The sequence below is a fragment of the Acinetobacter sp. I-MWF genome, from assembly GCF_025433935.1.
Taxonomy (GTDB): domain Bacteria; phylum Pseudomonadota; class Gammaproteobacteria; order Pseudomonadales; family Moraxellaceae; genus Acinetobacter; species Acinetobacter guillouiae.
Genome location: NZ_JAMBAR010000001.1, coordinates 803,399 through 828,459 on the forward strand (window position 1 = coordinate 803,399; position 25,061 = coordinate 828,459).

The window sequence follows — 25,061 nt, forward strand, 5'->3', positions numbered from 1 at the left end:
GATGCTCGGAATTTTATCGAAAAAAGTAGACGCCCAAGAACAACAGACTTCTCCCGGTTTATGGCGATTGGCGATGCGACGTTTAAAAGCAGATCGTATTGCTATGCTGTCGTTATTGGTGTTGCTGTGTTATTTCATCATATTGGTACTCTCCATGACGGGTGTGATTGCATCAAATTGGAATAAAGAAGTAGCCGTGAGTTATGCGCCACCTACATTTATCGGGGCAGATCAGAATACGCAAGATTCTGCAAAAAAAGCCGCAACTGTAGAAGCTTTACCTGAAAATCCTGTTGACCCTTTAAAAGATGTGATCAAGGAGTTAAATACTGAAATTGCAACAGAACAAGCTTCAGGTGGCGCGATTGACTACTACGGTATTCAAGATCCGCTTGCAGAAGATATGAAAGCCATTGATCAGCAATTGGGTGGGCACTTACTTGATCAGCAAAGTGAACTCAAACAAACCTTGCCTTTTGGTGCGGATAAATGGGGACAGGATGTTGTACTAAAAACCATTAAAGGCGCAGAAACGTCAATTATTGTGGGCTTGGTCTCGGCGTTATTGGCCGTGGTAATCGGCACATTCTTAGGGGCAATTGCTGGTTACTTTGGTGGTTGGGTTGATGATGTTCTAAACTGGTTTTATAACATTTTTACCTCGATACCTTATCTATTGTTGGTATTGGCGATTGCCGCTGTATTGCAACAAAAAGGCATTCTTTCCATTGTTTTAATTCTTGGATTAACAGGTTGGACTGGGGTATTTCGTTTAATTCGTGCTGAATATATGAAACATAATTCACGCGAGTATGTGCTGGCAGCCAAAGCAATTGGTGTCAGTAATACCCGACGGATGTTTGTGCATATTTTCCCTAATGTAAGCCATATTGCTTTGGTTCAGATGTCGATCTTGGTGGTTGCATTTATTAAGTCTGAAGTGATTTTAAGCTTCTTGGGCTTTGGTGTACCTGTGGGGGTGGTGTCATGGGGCAGTATGTTGAATGAAGCGCAAAGTGAGCTGATTTTAGGTAAATGGTGGCAATTGGTGGCAGCCTCAGTAGCCATGGCCGTGCTTGTGACCGCATTTTCAATGTTTACAGATGCATTGCGTGATGCATTAGACCCTAAACTAAAATAAGGAGCTTAAAGATGTCAGAACAACAAGCGACACCTCCTGTGCTACTCAGTGTTGAAAATCTGAGTGTGAGTTTTAAGGGTGAAAATAAGCAATTTATTGAAACCGTAAAAGGTATTTCATTTCAGATTCCTGCCAATACCACTGTGGCCTTGGTTGGCGAATCTGGCAGTGGCAAATCCGTAACTTCATTGGCAACCATGGGTTTATTACCCAAAGGTCAATCTCGTATTGCTGAAAACAGTAAAATTATTTTTGAAGGCAAAGACTTACTCAGTTTAAGCAGTAAACAAATGCGTGCAATGTGTGGTAAAGACATTGCTATGATTTTTCAGGAACCGATGTCATCACTTAATCCTGTGTTTACAGTGGGTGATCAAATTGCTGAAATTATGCGTATTCATTTAAATATGGGGCGTAAACAAGCACGACAACGTACTTTAGAATTGCTCACTGAAGTGGGGATTCCATCCCCTGAAAGCAAGATTGATGCTTACCCCAGTCAACTGTCTGGTGGTCAACAGCAACGGGTCATGATTGCCATGGCAATCGCCTGTGAACCCAAATTACTGATTGCTGATGAGCCGACCACAGCATTAGATGTCACCATCCAAAAACAAATATTGGATTTGTTGGAGGCTTTACGTAAGCGCCGTCAAATGTCGATGTTGTTTATTACCCATGACTTGGCATTGGTGAGTGAAATTGCCGATGAAGTGATTGTGATGCGTCATGGTGAAATTCGTGAACAAGGTTTAGCAAAAGCTGTTTTAGAACAGCCACAAGATGCCTATACCAAAGCATTATTATTATGCCGTCCGCAACTTTCGCATCGTCCATATCGCTTACCAGTCATTAGTGATTTTATGCAAGCCCAAGATGTGCCAGTGACTGAGGCAGTGAGTTTGCCTGAGGTGGATTTTGCGGAGCGCAAGCGCGGCCTAGTTGGCGGTGAAGAAATTATTTTAGATGTGCGTGATTTAAAAAAATCATTTTTTAGCCGTAAAGGGCTATTTGGCAAAGATGAATTTCAGGCAGTCAAAGGGGCATCTTTCCAACTGGCGAAAGGGAAGACTTTAGGGCTCGTTGGGGAGTCTGGCTCAGGTAAAACCACCATTGGTTTATTGTTGATGCGTTTGCAGCAAGCTTCTGGCGGCCAAGCTTTATTTCAAGGTAAAGATATTTTGGCAATGTCTGAAAAAGAGTTTGCCCAGTATCAACGTAAGATTCAGATCATCTTTCAGAATCCCTATGCTTCACTTAATCCGCGTTTTACCGTGGGGCAAATTTTGATGGAGCCGATGCAAGTTCATAAAATTGGTGTAAATGATAATGAACGTAAAAAGATGGCTTTAGAATTACTGGAAAGAGTAAGCTTACCTGCGCAAGCCTTTGATCGTTATCCGCATGAGTTTTCTGGGGGGCAACGTCAACGTATTGCAATAGCACGCTGTTTAACCTTAAAACCTGAAATTTTAATCTGTGATGAATCGGTATCGGCACTTGATGTATCGGTTCAAGCACAAGTCCTAAACTTACTTCAAGATCTGCAAGATGAATTTGGCTTAAGTTATATTTTTATTTCACATGATTTATCTGTGGTGAAATATATTTCGGATCAAATTATGGTGATGAACCATGGTGATATTGTTGAAATCGCCAATTCGGATGAGTTATATCAATCACCACAACATGACTATACCAAACGCTTACTGAGTTCAATTCCACAAGGAACCAGACAGGTTGTCTAGATTTTTGCTATGTGAGAGCTGCTGGATTTAGTTGCTGCCAGTCCGTTAAGGATTTTAAATCTTCCTCTTTGCGAAGTTGATACTTCTCACCTTTGAAAAAGGAGGGGGTTTTGTATTACTAAAGTTAATTAATTTAGTCTCAGCTAGCTCTCCCTCTTTTTCTAAGTGGGAGAGCTACTGTTGTAGTAGCGTAAGGAGTATTTTTATTGATATATAACAAGATTAAACTGATGCGTTTTGTTTAGGATAAATATACTTGCGATAGATAGGCATAAGAATAGGCAGTAATAAAAAATGAAATAGGCTGGTTGCACAACTGATTAGAATAAAAGTGATTATATCAGGTGGTGAGTAAATCAGTATTATTACACCATAGACTGGAATAACAATCGGTAAGATTGAACAGACTGTATAGCTAAGAAATGGTCTGCGAATGGCTGTTTCTGAGCAAAGTAAATAGGCATAGCTCCACATCCATAGGCCATAAATTGAGCATAAAATGACAACCTGAAAAAGTGGGTAACCATAATCCTGTGGTTTCTTTCTAAGAAAATTGATCAGATACTCTGAATAAAACAGCCCTTGATATGCTATCGATATAGACGCAATAAACCAGATAAGAAATAAGGGAATGAGGATCAGGTATTTTTTATTCATATTGTTATTACCATATTAAGATCATATTGCTTAAAGGGTTTTACACTGTTTTGTTTACAGCACAAGCTGAGGCATAGCCTACAGTAATATATTTAAACCTTAATGCATGATGTAGCGCATAGTTTAAACAAAAAAAAGCCACTATTTAAAAATAGTGGCTTTTGCTCTTTAAGTCTATTTAGAACTCAGAACTTTTTAAAACCTTTTGTCACAACAAACGGTTTTTTCTTTTCAGGTTGTTCACTACGTTCTTGGCGATCTGAACGATCTAGACGCTCGTTTGGATTATAACGGCCTTCTGAACGATTACGGTTTTGTTGATTGCCATAACGGTTTTCAGAACGGTTGCTATTAAAACTATTACCACGGTTGTCCGTACGGTCATTGTTGTAGCTGTTGCCACCAGAACGTGCTTTATTAAAGCGGTTTTCAGAGCGTTCATTGCGATTGTCAGTACGGTTTTGACCATATTGGTTTGCACTTGGCTGAGCATCACGACGATCATTTTGATGGTTGTGAGCTTCTTCACCTTCACTATCACGACGTTGTTGACGCAGGAATCCACCACGACGCGCAGCCATAGGTTTGTCTTGCATACGTTCAGTACGACGTTTTGCCATACCAAATAAACCTGTACCTTGACGTGGTTTCAGTTCAACAGCTTTGGTTAAATTATCGATATCAGTTTTATCAAGTTCCATCCAACGACCTGTACGAAGTTCACGAGGCAAAATCACAGTACCGTAACGAGTACGGAGCAAGCGACTTACTTTTAGACCTTGTGATTCAAAAATACGGCGAACCTCACGGTTACGACCTTCTTTTACAACGACTTGGTACCAGCGATTGATCCCTTCACCACCAATTTCAGAGAAAGATTCAAATTTTGCTGGACCATCATCTAAAACAACGCCATTTGTCATGTTGTTTTTGAGTTGAGGCGTTACTTCACCCATGACTCGAACTGCATATTCACGTTCGATTTCATTTGAGGGATGCATTAAACGATTGGCAAGTTCACCATCATTTGTAAAAAGTAATAAACCTGTTGAGTTGATATCTAGACGACCCACCATCACCCAACGGTCATTGGAAATCGGGGGTAAGTGATCAAACACAGTCGGGCGAGATTCTGGATCATTACGAGAACAGATTTCACCTTCAGGTTTGTAGTAAATCAATACACGACGACGAATTTCGTCTTCAATTTGGAACTGAACTTTACGACCATCGATGCGAAGCTCATCACCTGGTTCAATACGTTCGCCCACTTGAGCAACCTGCCCATTGACACTTACACGACCAGCGGCAATGACCTCTTCCATATAACGGCGAGAGCCCAAACCCACTCGTGCGAGTACCTTTTGCAATTTTTCACTCATGACAGCATAACCTTAGAAATAATCATCAACAGTGCACCTATTTAAGACTTGGCAGCTTGCGCATCCAAAATCATAAAAGCTTCCTTGGCATCCTGTAGGGGAGGCAATTGATCTAAAGACACTAGACCAAAAGCATTTAAAAATTGTGGCGTTGTCACTAACAACGCGGGTCTACCTGGGAGTTCTCGGTAACCAGATTCTTTAATCCAGTTCCAATCAAACAAAGTCCTGAGTATTTGACTATTATTTGTAACCCCTCGTATTTGCTCAATATCAGCACGGGTTACTGGCTGATGATAAGCGATCACTGCAACTGTTTCTAACAGTGACGGCGATAATCGAGTTGGTCGATCTGGCCAAACTTGCGCAATCACGTTGCGGTATTTTGCCCGCACTTGAAAACGATAACCTTGAGCTGTTTCGACAAGTTCGATTGAACGACCATGTTGTAACACAGACAATTGCTGTAAATACTGTTGCAACTGTTGTTTAGAATACTGATTTTGAAATGCTTCTTTTAAGCGAGCAAGCGATACAGGGGCATCACTTGCAAAGATAATCGCTTCAAGTTGCATCAGAACTTCGTGATGTAATTCATCAACATTAAAGGCATTATTTTGATCAATGGTCATGCCGTTGCTCCTTGAATTGCAAGCGGGGCCTCAACACCAGAAGAAATAATTTGGACTTTTTGCTGACGGGACAGCTCCAAGATTGCCATAAATGTAACCACCATGCCCATTCGACCTTGGTTTGGCTTGAGTAATTCTTGGAAACTGAGAACTTCTCCAGATTCAATCATATATTCGATATAAGCAATGCGTTCTTCAAGTAATACAGGTTCTTGTTCAATCTTATGGGTTATGGGTTCAGGGCGGTTAAAAATGCAATACAAGGCATCTTTTAGCATCTCAACGTCATAACCTTCATACACTTTTGGAATATGACCAATCGCAACATGGGTCGCAAAAGTATCTCGGTCTAAAACAGGCATCTGGCCTAAACGTTCAGCTGCTTTTTTAATCCGTAAATAGGTTTCTAAGCGATCGATTAATTCCTGTTTTGGATCTTTTTCAATATGAATGGTTTTGGGTTTTGGCAATAACAAGCGAGATTTTAAATCTGCCAATAATGCTGCCATTACCATATAGTCAGCGGTTAACTCGATATTTAACGATTTCATACCGTCCATATAAGACAAGTATTGTGTTGCAATCGGGGCAATATCTAACTGTAAAAGATCGAAACCATTTTTTTGAATCAGATAAATTAAAAAGTCGAGTGGTCCTTCGAAATGTTCAAGCAGAATTTCGAATGCAGCAGGAGGAATATATAAATCCTCTGGAATTTCTTCTTGCCATTCATCCAATACACGGATGTTGGAAATGGATTCCATAGGATGCTGAGTTGCTTGAGTCATTACAGTTTATTAGCCACGCGAATTTTCAAAGGCATGTTTTATTCGTGTTACCACTCAATAGGTACAATAGGAGAGGGTGGTGACGAATTACAAAAAGATATTTGGCTTATTTTAATGGAAAAGTTAAGAGGAATACATTGTTTAATTATAAAAACCATAAAAAAACCTGAAAATAAATAGGGAATATTTCGTTTTGTAATGATTGAACTCGACTAAGTTACTCATTTTTATTGTAAATTTTTATATATTTTTAAGGAAAGATTTATCCATTTTTTAATCGCATAATGTGAAGTGGATCAACTTTATATACTGGGTGGGTTTGAATTGTTAGATTTTTTTACTTTCAATCGATTCTTTGCAAAATGATACTGACTCTATTATTACATGCTTAAAATTATAATTTTGCCCAAAATATTACGATGTTATTTAGTTGATTTTGGATATAAATGGATGGCGTATAAACATCTCAGCGAAAGCGTTTAAGACTATAAATATGAAATAAATTAACCAAAGATAAGTTGCATAGTCTTATATAAACCTCCCCTCTTATTTTTGTTTGGACTGTGTGGTGAATTTGTTCAAAATACAAATAAAGTAGTTGCTGAATAGATTGAATAATTTATAACCACATACTAAAATAAGTACAATAAATTGTACTCAAAATAAAAGGGGCGGCAATGAAAGTTGTAACTTATTCTGATCTCCGAAAGAACTTAGCAACTGTACTGGATGGGGTCATCGATGATCATTCTCCTGTATTGATTACTAGACAGAACAATCAAACGGCTGTATTGATTAGCTTAGATGATTTTAATGCCTATGAAGAAACAGCACATCTTCTTAAAAGCCCTGCGAATGCAAAGAGATTGCGTGACTCAATTGCCCAGATTGAAGCAGGTAAAACAATGAATCGAGAGCTGATTGAAGAATGATTCTAAGTTGGAGTGATCAAGCTTGGGATGATTACCTATACTGGCAATCTACAGATAAGCAAACACTAAAAAGAATTAATGCATTGATTAAAGACATTAAACGTTCACCCTTTGATGGAATTGGTAAACCTGAACCGCTCAAACATGATTTAGCAGGCTATTGGTCAAGGCGTATTGATCAAGAAAATCGCATCGTTTATAAGGTTACATCAGATTCAATTATCATTGCGATGTGTCGCTATCATTATAGTTAACTGTAAAATTAATAAAAAAATGTGTGACAGCATATGAAAATTTGAAGTTATTAAAATCTTTGAATAGGTGACTTTTACCCAACAGCCCCACAATAGAAAAAGTTAAATGATCAATCAAAATAATACTTTCGATCTTCATTTCTTCTTAATTCACTAAGCCAAGAAAAAAGCCAAATAGCAACCAACACAATACGGCGCAACATATTAGCAATCACATCAATTTGTTTATATACACTTTTAACAGCATTTTTGGTCACTCATCTATTGAGTTTTGATCAAACATCCCAGCCTCACAATCCATTTATTCATGTTACTCATCCCTAAACATGAATTTGGTTCACTTTTTTGTGAAATTATATCATTTTTATTCATGTACGGATTGCGGTATAAATTACACCAAGCGCTTCACGATAGACAAGATTATCGTTGATTCTGAATTGAGCGACCAAGTACAAGTCAGAAAATACGGGAAATACTATTGACTGGATAGATCCAAAGATAAATTGGATGGTTCAGAAAGAGCATGAAAAAAATTCAGGTTTATTTCAGAAATTAGGGTATCAGATCATCATGAGTAAAGATTTTACATTTACGATTAAGAGCATTAGTTTCGACGAAAACTATCATCCCTCTAATAATACGCGTATCACAACCAACTTTGCCAATTTAGCAAGAGGTGAGAGTCGCCATGACAATTTGCGTAATACCCTAACGATGATTGACAATCGTTTTAATGCCTTAGCGCATTGGGATAATCCTGAAGCAGATCGTTATTCTGTTGAGCTAGAAATCATTTCAGTTGATATTGATATCGAAGGCAACGGTGAGACTTTCCCTACGATTGAAATATTGAAAACCAATATTGTTGATCACAAAAATAATCAACGTATTGAAGGTATTGTGGGCAACAATTTTTCTTCTTATGTGCGTGATTATGATTTTAGTGTATTGCTGTTAGAACATAATAAAAATAAAGATCAATTTAGCCTACCAGAAAACTATGGTGAGCTTCATGGGAAGATTTTCAACGCATTTGTAAATTCAAATGCGTATAAAGAAAACTTTAAAAAGTCACCTGTGATTTGTCTTAGTGTTTCAAGTAGCAAGGTGTATCACCGTACTGCAAATGTGCATCCAGTATTGGGTGTTGAATATCTACAAGATGAATACTCATTAACAGATGAATACTTCGGAAAAATGGGTTTGCAGGTTCGCTATTTTATGCCGCCAAATAGTGTTGCGCCTTTAGCATTTTACTTCCGTGGTGATTTGTTGAGTGATTACACTAACCTTGAGTTGATCGGGACTATCAGTACCATGGAAACTTTCCAAAAGATTTACCGCCCTGAGATTTACAACGCGAATTCTGTGGCAGGTAAATCTTACCAACCAAGTTTAAAGCATCAGGATTATTCACTTACTCGTATTGTGTATGACCGAGAAGAGCGTGGTCAGTTGGCGATTAAGCAAGGCAAATTTACTGAAGAGCAGTTCATCAAGCCATACAAACATATCCTTGAGCAGTGGTCTGCAAATTACGTTGCTTAATTTACCTAGATAGACAAGATTATTGATTATGAAAATATTATTACCGACTTCAACTGCTGGCAGCCTACCAAAACCTTCTTGGCTTGCCGAGCCTGAAAAACTTTGGTCACCTTGGAAATTACAAGATGAGCAATTAATTGAAGGCAAACAAGATGCTTTACGCTTGTCATTGCAAGAGCAACAACACGCTGGGATCGATATTGTCAGTGATGGCGAACAAACCCGCCAACACTTTGTCACCACGTTTATTGAACATCTCAACGGTGTTGATTTTGAGAAACGTGAGACTGTACGCATTCGTAATCGCTATGATGCAAGCGTACCAACTGTTGTCGGTGCTGTGTCTCGTCAAAAGCCTGTTTTTGTTGATGATGCCAAGTTTTTACGTCAACAAACCAATCAGCCGATTAAATGGGCGTTGCCTGGTCCAATGACCATGATTGATACGCTGTATGATGCGCACTATAAAAGCCGTGAAAAACTTGCTTGGGAATTTGCCAAAATCCTCAATGAAGAAGCCAAAGAGTTAGAAGCTGCGGGTGTGGATATTATCCAATTTGATGAACCTGCATTTAATGTGTTTTTTGATGAAGTCAACGACTGGGGGGTTGCGACTTTAGAAAGAGCGCTTGAAGGGCTTAAATGTGAAACTGCGGTGCATATTTGCTATGGCTACGGCATCAAAGCCAATACAGATTGGAAAAAGACTTTAGGTTCAGAATGGCGTCAATATGAAGAAGCATTCCCTAAACTTCAACAATCTAAAATTGATATCGTGTCTTTAGAATGCCAAAACTCTCGTGTGCCAATGGATCTGATCGAATTGATCCGTGGTAAGAAAGTAATGGTTGGTGCTATTGATGTGGCAACCAATACCATTGAGACAGCAGAAGAAGTTGCCAACACATTACGAAAAGCACTTCAGTTTGTAGATGCAGATAAGCTTTATCCATCGACTAACTGTGGTATGGCTCCTTTATCTCGTGAAGTTGCAAGAGGCAAACTTAATGCCTTAAGTGCTGGTGCAGAAATCGTTCGTAAAGAACTTAGCCGCTAGTATTCAACGATATTGTGGTGTAAAAAGGGTGACCTGTTTGGGTGAATGGATATCCAAGACTCAACGGGAAACCCTAATCACAATTTAGAGAACATCAGTTCTACTGAGAAACTCATCCAGATGCAGTGCCTACATGACGGAATAGCAGGGTAATGCTAAATCTAAAAAAGTACGGTTCAATTTAGGAACAATGAAATGATTGAAGCAACAGACTTTAGAAATGCAATGTCTTTGTTGACCAGTGCAGTCAGTGTCATTACCACGACAGGTTTGTCTGGTCGTTACGGATTTACTGCGTCTGCCGTATGTAGTGTGACGGATTCGCCTCCGACTTTATTGGTCTGTATGAATAAAGCGGCGAGTTCGCATGTGCATTTTGTTGAAAATAAAATTTTAACTGTAAATGTTTTAAGCGCACATCATCAGCATATTTCTAAAGCGTTTTCGTCTAAATTAAGCCCAGAAGAACGATTTAAACATGGCGTTTGGACAGAATTAGAAACTGGCGCACCGGTTTTAGATGATGCTTTGGTGAATTTTGATTGCGAAATTGAGCAAATTCAAGAAGTTGGAACACATACGATTTTTATTTGTCGTATTGTGGCAATTCAAAAAAGTGAACATGATCAAAGCTTGGTTTATTTTAATCGTTCTTATCATCATGTTGGGCAGACCGAGGTTGCTTAAAGCCAGTTTGCTTTTGGCTTTGCATCTTATGCCAGAACTAAAAATAATAAGGCGTGTTGATCGGTTGAATTGATCAAATACGCTGGTTTAATATAATCATAATCAATTATTAATTGCTTGAAAAATAATAATAATTTTAATGTTTTACGCAAAATACAACATTGACACCCGAAAAATCTCCGATTATTCTTTGCTGGCTGGCCTACATTGCCAGTCGGTTTTGACAGACCGTTTTTCGACTGCATCAGAATTATTCCATCTGAGGGATAGTTTTGCATGTAAACTTCTCGTCCCCTCTCGTTGCGGTAGGGCGGGAGAGGGACACCTTCGGGTGTGCTGGGGTCGAACCAGTCTGTCAACCTTCTTTCGTTCTGCCACCATAATTTTTATACATTGGCAGAATTTTGAATTGTTCAGGAGTTGGCCATGTATTTTATTCGTACACCTTCAGATTAGTATTTAGCACGGTTTAACAGCCTTTGGGCTTTTAGGCATTGGTTGGTTATACCTAAAAAATATCAACAATAAAACTTGAGATACACTCTGCTTACCTTTTGAAGCCTTTGATGCTTCTTTGTTTATAACAAGATTGAGAGTGGTTTTATTTCATTAGAACAAAAAATATTTTATATGGAAAATATATGTCAAATTTATATATTTCATTTCGGGCTTTAAGGGTGCTCGACACCTCACGAAACCTCTTCAACACATACGGTTTTCATCATGTTGGGGTTAACCGTATTAGTGAGTCTGCCAAAATCACTAAAGCCACGTTTTATAAATACTTTCATTCTAAAGAACGTTTGATTGAAAGGAGTTTAACCTTTCAAAAAGACGCATTGAAAGAAGAAGTATTTGCGTTGATTTATAGACAGAGAGACTTTACTGTTTATGAAAAGCTTAAGCGAATTTTCTTTCTACACGCCAATGTAGAAGGGCTGTACCATTTGTTATTTAAGGCAATTTTTGAAATAAAAAGGTGTTATCCGAATGCCTATCAGATCGTGGTTGAGTATCGGCACTGGCTGATTGATGAAATTTATAAATTGCTTTTAACCAGTAATATAAATGCCTCAAAACAAGATGCACATATGTTCTTGTTTGTGATTGATGGGGCAATGGTTCAGCTTCAGGGTGAAAACAGTGTGAATGATCGGGAGAGGTTGGTGGGGTGTTTTTTGGATGGGTTGGGGTAGTGTTGTTTGGGGGGCTTGGCGATAGGGATCTCTAAATAATCTTGTATTGTGTAGAGCTAGTGGATCCTTCGTGGTCCGTTCTTATATGTGCTTTATTAAATTCTTGTCACAGCGTCTCCTTAATTTTTTCGAAAGTAAATCAGGTTCTATAATTCCATCCTTTAGACCAAGTTTGACTGATATTTGATGGCTTTTGCTACGGGTGGGCTTATGCTTGGCATTAAGAACTTGATATACTTGCTTTGGAGAAAAATATTTTCTCTAGTTTATTTATTAATATGTAATAATTTGATTTATAATGTTTTTTTAATTAATCTAGCGTTCTCATAAAAAATGTTTTACATAGATGTATGTCTATAAACGTTTATTTATATACAAGTTGATAGAGTATTAAGTTTGATTTGTTTTTTAACTTATTGTTTTTTAGTATTTTATATAATGTATTGAATTTATTAATGGAGTAAAATAATAGTAAGTCTTTATATATTTTAAGAATTTTACATGATAAAATTTATGCTATTTAGTTTACTTTATTTATATGATGATTGGCCTTGACCTATTTTCAGGTGCTGGTGGAATGTCCCTAGGCGCTATGCAGTGTGGTGTGAAAGTCAAATATGCTGTAGAGATTGATCTAGAGACAGCAACAACATTTAAAAATAATCATCCAGAAGTTGATGTTCTAAGAGCTGATATAGGGGATGTAGATCATAAATATTTTTCAGATTTGATTTTAAGGAATGAGCCTCTAATTATTTTTGGTGGTCCTCCATGTCAAGGATTCTCGACGTCTAATCAAAGAAATAGAAATAGCGATAATAGTAAAAATTGGCTTTTTTTAGAGTACTTACGGTTAGTTAAGGCCTTAATGCCTGAGTGGGTAATATTTGAAAATGTGAAAGGTATTTTAGAAACTGAAAAAGGGCTTTTTTTAAATTCTATTATTCAAGGTTTTGAAAGTTTAGGTTACGGAGTTCAGCATTTCGTACTTAACTCTGCAAATTTTGGTGTTCCTCAGATTAGGAATAGACTTTTTTTAGTCGCATCTTTACAAAAAAAAGAAATAAAAATTCCAGAACCCCAATCCCAAATAATAACAGTGGCAGAGGCATTAGCTGATTTACCAATTTTATTTAATGGAAATACAATTTGTGAGCAAAGGTATTCAGATGTAGCTATTTCATCTTATGCACAATTGATGAGAGGAAATAGTGAAATCTGTTTTAATAATTTAGTAACTAGAAATGCACAACATATAATTGAACGTTATAAATTTATTCCTCAAGGTGGAAATTGGGAAAATATTCCAAAAAAATTGATGGGCAATTATAAAGATGTTTCTCGATGTCATACTGGTATTTATAGAAGACTTAAAGATTCAGAACCATCTGTCGTAATTGGGAACTTTAGAAAAAATATGTTAATTCATCCTTGGTTTGATCGGGGATTGTCTGTTAGAGAGGCTGCAAGATTACAGTCATTTCCAGATAGTTTTATATTTAGTGGAACTATCGGGTCTCAACAGCAACAGGTGGGTAATGCAGTCCCCCCACTATTAGCAAAAGCAATCTTTGAACAAGTGATGAAATCTGAGTATCAATAATGTCGAATATCTTATTACCTTTAGAAAAAGAGTTACAAGAACTAGCAACTAATAAGAGTGATTCTTTTCCAAGAATGCCAGGGAATTACTTCACTCAATATAACGAACTTGTAAATCAACTAAAATTGAATTATTACCCAAAAATCGATGCTGGATTATCTTCAAACTCCCCTGATCATAGTTTCTATACAGCACATAATTCTGAACATTTTGATGAAGTTGTTCGATATGCTGGCGAGCTTGTATTTAAAAGCAATACTCCTGAAAATCTCAAATTACAACCTTATGAAATATATGCATTATTAGTTGCAATAAGAGTACATGATGCTGGTAATATTTTTGGAAGGGAAGAACATGAAAAAAAATGTTTTCATGTACTAAGAACCTGTAATGCTGGAGGTAATAATGATGTTGAAAAGAAGAAAATTGCCAGTATTGCTCAAGCTCATGGTGGCAGAAGTGCAGTAGGAGATAAGGATACTATAGGAGCATTGGACGAAAAAAATTCTATAGGCACTATTACTATTAGGCCTCGTTTACTTGCTGCTTTGGTTCGCTTTGCTGATGAAGTATGTGAAAATAGTAGTCGATCTACAGATTTAGCTGCTATACCAGAACAAAGTAAAATCTATCATGCGTATGCAGGGACAATTACTGCAAATAGTTTTGATGGAAAATGGGTGAATCTTGAGTTTATGATTCCACAAAAACTAGCGACTGAAACTTTAAATTTTTATAAATATAATTTTTTTAAAGATACTGAAGGGAAAGATTGTAAAGAAGAAGAAATAATAAAAGTATATTTATTGGATATAATTTTCGATAGATTAGAAAAAATGGACAGAGAAAGAAAATATTGTAATCGTTTTATGAAGGATGTTGTATATATTGAAGGTATTAGGGCGAAAATCGTAATAGTAGATGAGCATTTTGATATTATTAAATCTTTAAATCCTATTGAGCTAACAGAACAAGGTTATCCAGATGAAGAGGAAATATTAAAATCTTATCGAGAAAAATTTAATGGCCAAACTATTTCTCAGGAGTTATTAATTAAAGATGAATAAGAAAATATCAGAAATTGAGAAAAACCCATTTTCAGTTTCAACTCCAGAAAATTTATCGGCTCAGGAAATTGTGAGGTTATTTGTTCCCTATCCAGAGTTTGAGACATTACAAAATAGTGGTCATCAATTCCTTGATGGTCATCGAGGTAGTGGGAAAAGTATGATGTTACGAATGATGTGCCCTGATTGTCAGGCAATTATTCATAATGGAATAGATAATATTCCTTATTTTTCAATTTATATTTCCATTAAAAAAACAAATATCAATAATCCTGAATACGTAAGAATTGAAAATGAATTGGGTGGAATAGTTATTTCTGAACATCTACTTAGTTTAATCTTTATTTCTGAGTTATTTTTAAGCTTGAGAAGCTTTACCTCTCAAATAAATTCAGAAGACAATCAAAAAGAAAACTTAATTAATTTTATAAACAAAGATTTTAATCAAATATTACTTATGTCAGGATGGGAAGGAGAGATAAAAGTTAATTGTAATTTACCTGCACAAGAAATTTACAATGAGTCTATTAGTGTTTTAGATCGTATCTATGCTAAGACTATGCAATATATAAAAAGGAGGGCTTTTGTAAAAGATGATATTCCTTATACCGGTGTTTTATTTGGTTTTCAAGATACTTTACTTCCGTTAATTAAATTATTAAGAAACTATAATATATTGCCAAATGAGAAAATATATTTCCTAATAGATGATGCAGATAATTTAACTCTTCAACAAACACAAATTTTAAATACATGGGTTTCTTATAGGTCAACTGATTATATTTCTCTAAAAATATCTACTCAATTAAATTATAAAACTTATACAACAGTATCTGGTATATCTATTCAATCACCTCATGATTTTTCAAAAATTCAATTTACATCAATACTTACAGGCTCTAAAAAAGTTCGTTATCCTGAGTTAATAAAAAGAATAGTTGAAAAGAGACTTGATTTGTATGGTTTAAAAGGTATAAGTGCTGAGGAGTTTTTCCCTGTTGATGAAAAGCAAGAAAAAGGTGTTAGAGAAATCGGAGAGAAATTAAAGGCTGAATGGAATACTGAGGGACGAGGTTTTAGAGCAAATGATGATGTTTATAGATATGCTCGACCTGAATATATAAGGCAATTATCTGGTAACTCCAAACAGGGGCATAGATATAGTTATTCTGGATTTGAACAACTTGTACATATATCTTCTGGAATCATAAGATTTTTCCTAGAGCCAGCTGCTTATATGTTTGCCGAGCAGATTGAAAAAAACGGTGATAATAATCTTGTTAGTTTTATCGAGCCGTCTATTCAAGATGAAGTTATTAGAAAAGAGGCTAAAAAATTAGCTTTTGATAGTATGGATGAAATTGCTAGTGATAATCATTCATTGACAGACAATGAAGATCACTTAGTGAAAGTAAAAAAACTTCAAAATTTGATTTGGGGGTTGGGAGAAATATTTAAAGCTCATATCATGGATGCTAATGCATCGCAAAGAAGATTATTTTCTTTTACCATAAGTGGGGACTCGACTAGCTTAAAACCCATTCTAAAGTTAGGTGTAGAACATGGATATTTCTATACAGATGTACGTGGTTCTAGGGATGGTTTAGGTACTGAAGTTAAGTATGTTTTAACTAGAAGATTAGCAGCAGCTTTTAATTTAGATCCCATAGGGTTTTCGGGTGATAAGTCCTTATCTGCAAATAAGTTATTGGAGTTATGTGTTAATCCTAAAACATATACTTCCAGACTTAGAAAGGTAGGTATAGATGCGCTAGAAGAAAATGGTCAAATTTCTTTTTTTGAAGGTGAAAATTTTGAATAAAATACCATTACATGAGTTGCATACTAGATTGAAAACTAATCAAGGTATATTTATACAAGGTATAGGTTTTGATAAACGTTGTTTAACAATATTGCAAAATATTATTATCTCTCAATTTAGTACGATCATTGGCATACAAAATTTACATTCAAAATCAAAAAATTTAGAGCATGAATCTAAATTTTCAAAATTAGCAGGTGCAAAAGCACTACTAATTGGTGATAACAGTAAAAATGTAATCGATATAGTTGATGATTTATCAGATCAGTTTTCTAAACTGGATTTAATTGATAAAGAAATTTTTTTTGATATTACTTCTCTTTCACATGAGATTCTAGTTGTAATAGTTGGTTTATTGAATGAATTAGATCTATTGAAAAACACCAATTTTTTATATACTCAAGCGAACCAATATGGAGAATGGCTTAGTAAAGGAGTCAACCAGATACGCTCTATTTTAGGGTTTTCAGGTTTAATGTACCCTTCTAAAAAATTGCATTTAATAGTATTACTTGGTTTTGAATTGGAAAGAGCTGAATCTGTAATTAAATCTTATGAACCAGCTAAGTTAACTTTAGGTATTGGGCAGCGTGAGCAATCCATTTCAGATGAGATATTTGATATAAATAGTAAAACGAAAAAGGAAATCGAGAATTTGATATTTTCCTCAGGATTAGATATTGAAAATATTGAAAATATTGATTTTTCTTGTTTAGATCCAGGTTTAACTCGGGATCAATTATTAAATTATATAAATAGTTTAGATGATCGAGAGGAGTATAATATTATTATCGCACCTCTAAACAATAAGATATCTACATTGGGTGTTGCTCTTGCTGCGTTGAAAAATCAAGATTTGCAAATTTGTTATGCTGATGCAGAAGAATATAACTATGAAAATTATGCTATTAGTAACGATTGTATTTCTTTTTTTAAAATAATATAAAATAATTATATAAGATATTTTTGAATTTATACCTATCACGCCAGTAAAAAACCGCCATAAAAAGGCGGTTTTCTTTACTGAGTCGGGTATTAAACTTACCAGCTCAACGCACCACCAGTTTGATAATCAGTTACACGCGTTTCAAAGAAGTTCTTCTCTTTACGCAAGTCCATCATTTCAGACATCCACTGGAATGGGTTATTTACACCAGCAAACTGCTCAGGTAAACCTAACTGTGCCAAACGACGGTTACAGATGAATTTCAAATACTCTTCCATCATCGCTGCATTCATACCCAATACACCACGTGGCATTGTGTCACGCGCATATTCGATTTCAAGCATAGTACCTTCAAGAATCATCTGAATGATTTCTTCTTGGAATTCAGCAGTCCACAAGTTTGGATTTTCGATCTTGATTTGGTTAATCATGTCGATACCAAAGTTCAAGTGCATAGACTCATCACGTAAGATGTACTGGAATTGCTCAGCAACACCATTCATCTTGTTACGACGGCCCATAGACAAGATCTGACTGAAACCACAGTAGAAGAAGATCCCTTCAAGTACGCAATAGAATGCAATCAAGTTACGCAATAAGATTTGATCGTTTTCAGGTGTACCTGTTTGGAAGGTTGGATCACATAAAGACTGAGTATATTTCAAGCCCCAAGCCGCTTTACGAGCAACTGACGGAACTTCACGGTACATGTTGAAGACTTCACCTTCATCCATACCTAAAGATTCGATACAGTATTGGTAAGCATGCGTGTGAATCGCTTCTTCAAATGCTTGACGCAAGATATATTGACGGCATTCAGGATTGGTAATGTGACGGTAAATCGCCAACACCAAGTTGTTTGCAACCAAAGAATCCGCAGTAGAGAAGAAACCTAATGAACGCATCACGATGGTACGCTCATCTTCAGTTAAGCCATTTTCAGACTTCCAAAGTGCGATATCGTGGTTCATGTTGACTTCTTGCGGCATCCAGTGGTTTGCACACCCGTCTAGATACTTTTGCCAAGCCCACTCGTATTTGAACGGTACAAGTTGGTTTAAGTCAGCGCGACAGTTGATCATGGCTTTATCATCAACTTGTACACGTTGCGCACCCATTTCAAGCTCTTCTAAGCCAGGTGCAACATCTAACTTTTCTAAGGCGTGAGATGCTCTTGCCAACGAATCGGTTGGATTTGTTGATCTTGCTGTATAGGTTCCAGCGGATTGTGTAGTTGCCACATTCTGCGATGACTGCTTTGTATCAGATACCACTTGCGAATCAGTCGTTTTTTTCTGTTCGACGGGCGCAGGCTGGTGAGCTTGTGCAGCTTGTTTCTGTTCATCATCTTCAAAATCGTCCCAACTTAGGATAGACATCGTTGTTCTCTCTTCGTTGTTAATATCTATGTTCGACATCTCACAATGGAAGATGTCACTACTATACGCTTATTCTGTGCAAGCAAAATTAAGTTTTGCCGATAGTTGTTTTGTTCTTGTTCGAAAGAACAGATATCCACACTACTTATTTTGCTTACGCTTTTGCTGCTTACGGATGGCAAAGAATGCATAGACCGCAGGCACGTAAAAAACTAAAAAGGCTAAGATCAGCACGATTACGCCTAACTCATAGTTATGACTTAAATGGAACATTTCTTCGCCTTTTATAATTTCAGATTTTTTGAATCCCCCTAAATCCCCCTTTTTTTAAAGGGGGGACTTTATTCCCCTTGAGGATTGGGGAGGATTACTTACTGACAAGCTTCACAATCTGGATTGTCGATTGAACATGCTTGTGGTACTGGTGCTGCTTGAGCGAAACCATCTTCTTCAGCAGGCGCTTCAGGTTTAGTTTCTTGAGCAACCGCAGCCACTGGTGCAGCAACAGTTGTTGCTTTTACTGCGTTTAAAGCACCCGTGTTAATGGTTGATTTTTCCGCAGAGGTTGCACCTAATGCACGGAGGTAATAAGTGGTTTTAAGACCACGTAACCAAGCCATCTTATAAGTGATGTCTAGTTTCTTACCATTTGCACCAGCGATATAAAGGTTCAATGACTGTGCTTGGTCGATCCATTTTTGACGACGTGATGCAGCATCTACGATCCAACGTGTATCGACTTCAAATGCTGTCGCAAAAATTGCTTTTAACTCTTCAGGGATACGTGCAATTTTTTGTACTGAACCCTCGAAGTGTTTCAAGTCGTTAACCATCACAGAGTCCCAAAGACCACGATCTTTTAACGCACGTACCAAGTACGGGTTGATCACTGTAAATTCACCAGAAAGGTTAGATTTTACATAAAGGTTTTGGAATGTCGGTTCGATAGACTGTGAAACGCCACAAATGTTTGAAATGGTTGCTGTAGGTGCAATCGCCATCACATTTGAGTTACGCATACCGTCTTTTTGAACTTTAGTACGTAATGTATCCCAGTCCAAACGTTGAGTACGGTCAACTTCAAACATACGCTCTGGACGTGATTTTGCAACGATATCTAAAGAGTCGATTGGCAAGATACCTTGATCCCACAATGAACCTTTGAATGTTGAATACACACCACGTTCAACAGCAAGGTCGCTTGATGTTTGAATCGCGTAGTAGCTGATCACTTCCATTGATTCATCAGCAAAATCTACCGCTGCATCAGAACCATAACCCATACCCAATTCATATAAAGCATCTTGGAAGCCCATGATACCCATACCGACAGGGCGGTGTTTCATATTTGAATTACGTGCTTGTTCAACTGCGTAGTAGTTGATGTCAATTACGTTGTCGAGCATACGAACAGCAGTTTTAACTGTACGCGCTAATTTTTCACGGTCTAATGCGCCACCTTGAACGTGTTGTACAAGGTTGATTGAACCTAAGTTACATACTGCGATTTCATCTTTATTGGTATTTAAAGTGATTTCAGTACATAAGTTAGATGAATGCACTACACCTACGTGTTGTTGTGGTGAACGTAAGTTACATACGTCTTTGAATGTGATCCAAGGATGACCTGTTTCAAACAACATTGATAACATTTTGCGCCATAAGTCTTTCGCACGGATTTTCTTATGCAGCATGTTGTTTTCTTTTGCAATGCCTTCGTAGTAAGCATAGCGCTCAGCAAATTCACCGCCAGTTAAATCATGCAGATCAGGTGTTTCAGATGGCGTGAACAATGTCCACTCAGCATCTTCAATTACACGTTGCATAAACAAATCTGGAACCCAGTTAGCCGTGTTCATATCATGGGTACGACGACGGTCATCACCAGTGTTTTTACGAAGCTCTAGGAATTCTTCAATGTCCAAGTGCCAAGTTTCAAGGTATGCACATACTGCACCTTTACGTTTACCACCTTGGTTTACTGCAACCGCAGTATCGTTGGCAACTTTAAGGAAAGGTACAACACCTTGTGACTTACCATTGGTACCTTTGATATATGAGTTCAAGGCACGTACTGGTGTCCAGTCATTGCCTAAACCACCTGCCCATTTAGAAAGAAGGGCATTGTCACGCATCGCACCATAGATGTCGTATAGATCATCTTGAATGGTGGTTAAGTAACAGCTCGACAATTGTGGGCGTAACGTACCTGAGTTAAACAGTGTCGGTGTAGACGCCATATAATCGAAGCTAGACAATAAGTCATAGAATTCGATTGCACGGTCTTCACGCTGTTCTTCATTCAATGCAAGTCCCATTGAAACACGCATAAAGAACAATTGCGGAAGTTCGAAACGTACATCATTTGAATGAATGAAGTAACGGTCAAATAAAGTCTGTAAACCTAAATAGGTAAATTGGTTTGAGCGTTCTGGTTTGATCGCTGCTGCCAATTTCGCAAGGTCAAAGTTTAAAAGCTCAGGAGAGAGAAGCTCAAGCTCGATACCTTTATTTAAGTAAGTTTCGAGTGCATCGCCTTCAATAGTATCTGTAGCTAAACCTAAGAATTTTAAACCTGTCGCAACCAAGTCATCACGTAATAAACGTGCAGTTACATAAGTATAGTTTGGTTCTTGTTCGATACGGGTACGTGTTGCCATCATCATCGTGGTTGAGATGTCTGACTGTTTTACACCGTTATATAAGTTTTTAACTGTTTCATCGACAATGGCTTGAACATTGATGCCTTCTAAGCCTTCACTTGCTTTTTCAATCGTGGCTTGAAGTTTGCCCAAATCTAGAGGCTGAAGCTGACCGTTCGCATCTGTGATTTGTAAGGTTGGGTGATGATGAGCACCAGTTTGTTTACGTGCATCAGAACGTTGTTCACGATAGATTACATATGCACGTGCAACTTTTTGTTCGCCTGTACGCATAAGCGCCAATTCAACTTGGTCTTGAATTTCTTCAATGTGAATTGTTCCGCCAGAAGGTAAACGACGATTAAAAGTATTCATCACCATCTCTGTGAGCTGAGTGATGCGATCATGAATACGGCTTGAATCTGCACTTTGTTGACCTTCTACAGCCAAAAAAGCTTTACCAATTGCTACAGAGATTTTATCTGCATCAAAAGCGGCAACATCACCAGTGCGTTTAATCACTTGTAGTTGACCAGGGGTTGTAATGGCGTTCATTGTCAGCGTAGCTCCATTGTCATCATTGTTATGTTTATGGACCATTTGAATCGGACAAACTGCAAAATTTGTTGTCACGATGTTTGAGGACTAAACACAATACTTAGTGGTTTAATTTAATTTAGAACACAAGATACGGTAATTTTAAGGGTAGATCAATATTGACATTTCAAGAATATTTTATCCCTGGAAAGTAAATTTTTATTTGCATCTTTTTACCTCAAAGCGTCATTTTTGTTATATGCCTTATGAGACAAGCACATAGCATAGCAAATACTCCGCAGAGTGCTTATAGATAAGTGTGTGGATAACTCAAAAAACGATAAACTGATGAGACAGAATATGAACAATGAAATATTTTGTATAAAAATTAGTCCAGCTATTGATTGTCTTGAAGAAATTTAAAAATGATGTGTATTGATTTTATAAAACTGCCTACAATTCAATAGTTAATAAAAATATAACAAATTGATACGCTCATGTATCAGTTTGGTGAATGAGGTCTTGTTTACATTGTAAACGTGTGTATATTGCAAAACATAGTGTGTTGAATCTGCGAGATTTGTAGCAGACTCCAAAATCAAATATAGGGGCAAATAGATGAGCCAAGAAGAAAAGTTACCAAAGATTCTGATTGTTGAAGATGACGAGCGCCTAGCTCGCTTAACTCAGGAATACTTAATTCGCAATGGATTGGAAGTTGGGGTAGAGCCAGATGGTAACCGTGCGATTCGCCGCATCATTGCTGAACAACCAGACTTGGTTGTGTTGGATGTGATGTTGCCGGGTGCAGATGGTTTAACCGTTTGTCGTGAAGTTCGTCCACATTATCATCAACCGATTTTGATGTTGACTGCACGTACTGAAGATATGGACCAAGTTCTTGGTCTAGAAATGGGTGCAGACGACTATGTTGCTAAACCTGTTCAACCACGTGTATTGCTTGCGCGTATTCGTGCATTATTACGTCGTACAGACAAAGCGCCTGAAGATGAAGTTGCACAACGTATTGAATTTGACGATCTTGTGATCGACAATGGCGGTCGTTCAGTGACACTGAATGGTGAGTTGGTTGACTTCACCAGTGCTGAATATGATCTACTCTGGTTATTGGCATCGAATGCAGGCCGTATCTTATCGCGTGAAGACATCTTTGAACGTCTCCGTGGTATTGAATATGACGGTCAAGACCGTTCGATTGATGTACGTATTTCACGTATTCGTCCAAAAATTGGTGATGATCCTGAAAATCCGAAACGTATTAAAACTGTACGTAGTAAAGGTTATTTGTTTGTTAAAGAGACTGGTCTATAAACGATGGGTCAGTCATCTAAGATGCTTGTCCATCACAGGACAGGCATAAAGAAGGTTAGTTTGCGTGTCTAAACACAGTATATTTTTGCGCATCTATGCAGGATTAGTCATTCTTGTTGTGTTGGTTGCCTTGTTTGGATATTTACTTGTCCAAATAATTAATTATCAACGTGCGCAGGAATATCGTGAGTCTCTCACAGATGGAATTTCATTTGTGATCAGTGAAGGTGTGGCACGTCAGCAAACTGAACAGCAGCGCCTAGATTGGATTTCAGATGCGTCTGATCTATTAGAACTTCCCATTTATTATCTCGAAGCACGCAAAGTTGACTTATCTCGTACTGAAGAAAAACGTATAGAAAGTCAAAAAGCGGTGGTGCGTTATGATGCAGAACAAGGGATTGCCTATCTGGTGATAGGGATCAGAAATGACCCTAAACACTATTTATATATCAAAGTCGATCAAATTGGCGAACGCCAAATGAAGGCGCTTCCGGTATTTATTCTGGATTATTTGGTCTATTATCCCGGTCAAGAACAAGAATATCTTAAGAAAATTCAACAACATTTCTCTTATCATGTTGGTGTGGAAAAAATTTCTCAGCTCAATCTTGATTCCGAGCAAATTGGTCGTTTAAGGTCAGATCAAAGTGTGATTTTATGGCGTGACAGTGCAACTGTACGTGGTACCACCATTTCGATTGTTTCACCCTTACCAAACTCACCTACAGATGTGTTGGTGCTTGGCCCCGTTCCAATGTTTAACTGGATGCCAGTCAAATTGGCGGCCGGAATTACATTGCTGAGTATGTTCTTACTCTGTTTGGGGGTATATGGCTTGATTGTGCCGATGCAACGTAAGTTGAAACAGGTGAATGAAGCCTTGGATGTGATGAGAACAGGGGATATGTCGCAACGTGTACCTGTTGAGGGTTATGACGAAATGGCCAGTCTAGCCACCAGTTATAACAGTATGTCTGACCATATACAGCGTTTGATTGAAGCACAGCGTGAGTTAATGCGTGCGGTATCACATGAGTTACGTACACCTGTGGCGCGAATCCGTTTTGGTATGGAAATGCTGGCAGATGAAGATGACCATGAATATCGTTTGCAACAGGTCGAGATGATTGATAAAGACATCGAAGCGTTAAATACGCTGATTGATGAAATCATGACTTATGCGAAATTAGAGCAAGGTACACCTTCATTAGATTTTGAAAAAATTGTATTGATTGATGTATTAAAGCAAGTTGCGGTAGAAACTGAAGCATTAAAAACCCAAAAGATTATCCATCTCAATCCACTTTCATCTGATGTGATTGTGGATGCAGAACGTCGTTATTTACATCGAGTTGTGCAAAACTTGGTGGGAAATGCGATACGTTACTGCGATCATCAGGTCAATATTAGTGGTGGCGTCAATCACCAGACCAACATGGCCTATGTCTGTGTGGAAGATGATGGCCCCGGAATTCCAGAAGAAGACCGTAAACGTGTGTTTGAGGCATTTGCACGTTTAGATGATAGCCGTACCCGTGCTTCGGGTGGTTATGGTTTAGGGCTTTCAATTGTTAGTCGTATTGCGTATTGGTTTGGCGGGACGATTGAAGTCGATCAAAGCTCAGATTTGGGTGGTGCAAGATTTACCATGTCTTGGCCTGTAGAGCGTTTTAAAAAGAAAAAAGCTTAAGAAAATGTAAAGTGCGTA

Annotated in this window: 19 protein-coding genes and 2 pseudogenes; 14 read left to right on the forward strand and 7 right to left on the reverse strand. The window is 37.5% G+C overall.

Translation table 11 applies throughout. The features are described 5' to 3' along the window. Position 1: 1 nt before the first annotated feature. Entirely contained in the window at positions 2-1,141 is a 1,140-nt protein-coding gene (locus M2R48_RS03885; protein ID WP_096733280.1) for an ABC transporter permease, read from the forward strand. An 11-nt stretch (positions 1,142-1,152) separates the two neighbouring features. Next, positions 1,153-2,889 (forward strand): ABC transporter ATP-binding protein, encoded by a 1,737-nt coding sequence (locus M2R48_RS03890; RefSeq protein ID WP_262085160.1) that lies wholly within the window; start codon positions 1,153-1,155, stop codon positions 2,887-2,889. 1,151 nt (positions 2,890-4,040) lie between these two features. On the opposite strand, the pseudogene rluB reads toward M2R48_RS03890, so the two are convergent. The 3 genes and pseudogenes from rluB to M2R48_RS03905 form a co-directional block, all read right to left on the reverse strand. Next, a pseudogene (gene rluB / locus M2R48_RS03895) lies at positions 4,041-4,928 on the reverse strand (23S rRNA pseudouridine(2605) synthase RluB); the annotation flags it as partial. Between the two features lie 41 nt (positions 4,929-4,969). Continuing rightward, positions 4,970-5,560 carry an SMC-Scp complex subunit ScpB gene (scpB, locus tag M2R48_RS03900; protein WP_004722881.1) on the reverse strand — a complete coding sequence of 197 codons (591 nt, stop codon included), beginning with the start codon at positions 5,558-5,560 and terminating at the stop codon, positions 4,970-4,972. Beyond that, positions 5,557-6,348 carry a segregation and condensation protein A gene (locus tag M2R48_RS03905; RefSeq protein WP_262085162.1) on the reverse strand — a complete coding sequence of 264 codons (792 nt, stop codon included), beginning with the start codon at positions 6,346-6,348 and terminating at the stop codon, positions 5,557-5,559. Before M2R48_RS03905 ends, scpB begins: the two co-directional genes overlap by 4 nt. Before the next feature lie 677 nt (positions 6,349-7,025). Here M2R48_RS03905 and M2R48_RS03910 point away from each other — a divergent pair. The 6 genes from M2R48_RS03910 to M2R48_RS03935 all read left to right on the forward strand — a co-directional run bounded on the left by M2R48_RS03910 (position 7,026) and on the right by M2R48_RS03935 (position 12,022). Continuing rightward, positions 7,026-7,280 carry a type II toxin-antitoxin system Phd/YefM family antitoxin gene (locus M2R48_RS03910; protein ID WP_234622515.1) on the forward strand — a complete coding sequence of 85 codons (255 nt, stop codon included), beginning with the start codon at positions 7,026-7,028 and terminating at the stop codon, positions 7,278-7,280. After that, on the forward strand, positions 7,277-7,534 hold the full coding sequence (locus M2R48_RS03915) for a Txe/YoeB family addiction module toxin (RefSeq protein WP_234622516.1): 258 nt from the start codon (positions 7,277-7,279) through the stop codon (positions 7,532-7,534). Before M2R48_RS03910 ends, M2R48_RS03915 begins: the two co-directional genes overlap by 4 nt. Before the next feature lie 570 nt (positions 7,535-8,104). Next, positions 8,105-9,082, forward strand: a complete 978-nt coding sequence (locus M2R48_RS03920; RefSeq protein WP_034610135.1) for a DUF1852 domain-containing protein — start codon at positions 8,105-8,107, stop codon at positions 9,080-9,082. 28 nt (positions 9,083-9,110) lie between these two features. Further along, positions 9,111-10,139, forward strand: coding sequence for a methionine synthase (locus M2R48_RS03925; RefSeq protein ID WP_004819267.1), 1,029 nt, complete (start codon positions 9,111-9,113; stop codon positions 10,137-10,139). Between the two features lie 195 nt (positions 10,140-10,334). Further along, on the forward strand, positions 10,335-10,826 hold the full coding sequence (locus M2R48_RS03930) for a flavin reductase (RefSeq protein ID WP_262085163.1): 492 nt from the start codon (positions 10,335-10,337) through the stop codon (positions 10,824-10,826). Positions 10,827-11,467: 641 nt separating this feature from the next. Beyond that, the gene (locus tag M2R48_RS03935) at positions 11,468-12,022 is read left to right on the forward strand and encodes a TetR/AcrR family transcriptional regulator (protein ID WP_262085165.1); all 555 of its coding nucleotides are present in this window, start codon (positions 11,468-11,470) and stop codon (positions 12,020-12,022) included. 106 nt (positions 12,023-12,128) lie between these two features. On the opposite strand, the pseudogene M2R48_RS21605 reads toward M2R48_RS03935, so the two are convergent. Then, a pseudogene (locus M2R48_RS21605) lies at positions 12,129-12,274 on the reverse strand (DNA-binding protein); the annotation flags it as partial. Positions 12,275-12,563: 289 nt separating this feature from the next. Between M2R48_RS21605 and M2R48_RS03940 the strand changes: the two are divergent. From M2R48_RS03940 to M2R48_RS03955, 4 genes are read left to right on the forward strand one after another with little or no spacing between them, the layout of a single operon-like run. Continuing rightward, on the forward strand, positions 12,564-13,625 hold the full coding sequence (locus M2R48_RS03940) for a DNA cytosine methyltransferase (protein ID WP_262087440.1): 1,062 nt from the start codon (positions 12,564-12,566) through the stop codon (positions 13,623-13,625). Then, entirely contained in the window at positions 13,625-14,692 is a 1,068-nt protein-coding gene (locus tag M2R48_RS03945; RefSeq protein ID WP_262085166.1) for a hypothetical protein, read from the forward strand. Before M2R48_RS03940 ends, M2R48_RS03945 begins: the two co-directional genes overlap by 1 nt. Beyond that, positions 14,685-16,514: a hypothetical protein gene (locus tag M2R48_RS03950; RefSeq protein WP_262085167.1), complete on the forward strand. Its 1,830-nt coding sequence runs from the start codon at positions 14,685-14,687 to the stop codon at positions 16,512-16,514. The genes M2R48_RS03945 and M2R48_RS03950 overlap by 8 nt, the downstream gene beginning before the upstream one ends. Then, positions 16,507-17,460, forward strand: a complete 954-nt coding sequence (locus tag M2R48_RS03955; protein WP_262085168.1) for a hypothetical protein — start codon at positions 16,507-16,509, stop codon at positions 17,458-17,460. Before M2R48_RS03950 ends, M2R48_RS03955 begins: the two co-directional genes overlap by 8 nt. A 95-nt stretch (positions 17,461-17,555) precedes the next feature. Here the strand turns inward: M2R48_RS03955 and M2R48_RS03960 are convergent, their stop codons facing one another. From M2R48_RS03960 to M2R48_RS03970, 3 genes are all read right to left on the reverse strand, one after another. Beyond that, the gene (locus tag M2R48_RS03960) at positions 17,556-18,839 is read right to left on the reverse strand and encodes a ribonucleotide-diphosphate reductase subunit beta (protein ID WP_004722861.1); all 1,284 of its coding nucleotides are present in this window, start codon (positions 18,837-18,839) and stop codon (positions 17,556-17,558) included. A gap of 141 nt (positions 18,840-18,980) precedes the next feature. Beyond that, positions 18,981-19,112 carry a preprotein translocase subunit YajC gene (locus M2R48_RS03965; RefSeq protein WP_004722859.1) on the reverse strand — a complete coding sequence of 44 codons (132 nt, stop codon included), beginning with the start codon at positions 19,110-19,112 and terminating at the stop codon, positions 18,981-18,983. A 98-nt stretch (positions 19,113-19,210) separates the two neighbouring features. Further along, the gene (locus M2R48_RS03970; RefSeq protein WP_081407422.1) at positions 19,211-22,081 is read right to left on the reverse strand and encodes a ribonucleoside-diphosphate reductase subunit alpha; all 2,871 of its coding nucleotides are present in this window, start codon (positions 22,079-22,081) and stop codon (positions 19,211-19,213) included. A gap of 555 nt (positions 22,082-22,636) precedes the next feature. Here M2R48_RS03970 and bfmR point away from each other — a divergent pair. Beyond that, the gene (gene bfmR, locus M2R48_RS03975; RefSeq protein WP_004722855.1) at positions 22,637-23,350 is read left to right on the forward strand and encodes a response regulator transcription factor BfmR; all 714 of its coding nucleotides are present in this window, start codon (positions 22,637-22,639) and stop codon (positions 23,348-23,350) included. A 64-nt stretch (positions 23,351-23,414) separates the two neighbouring features. Beyond that, on the forward strand, positions 23,415-25,043 hold the full coding sequence (gene bfmS / locus M2R48_RS03980) for a sensor histidine kinase BfmS (RefSeq protein WP_004722852.1): 1,629 nt from the start codon (positions 23,415-23,417) through the stop codon (positions 25,041-25,043). The last annotated feature ends 18 nt before the right edge of the window (positions 25,044-25,061 follow it).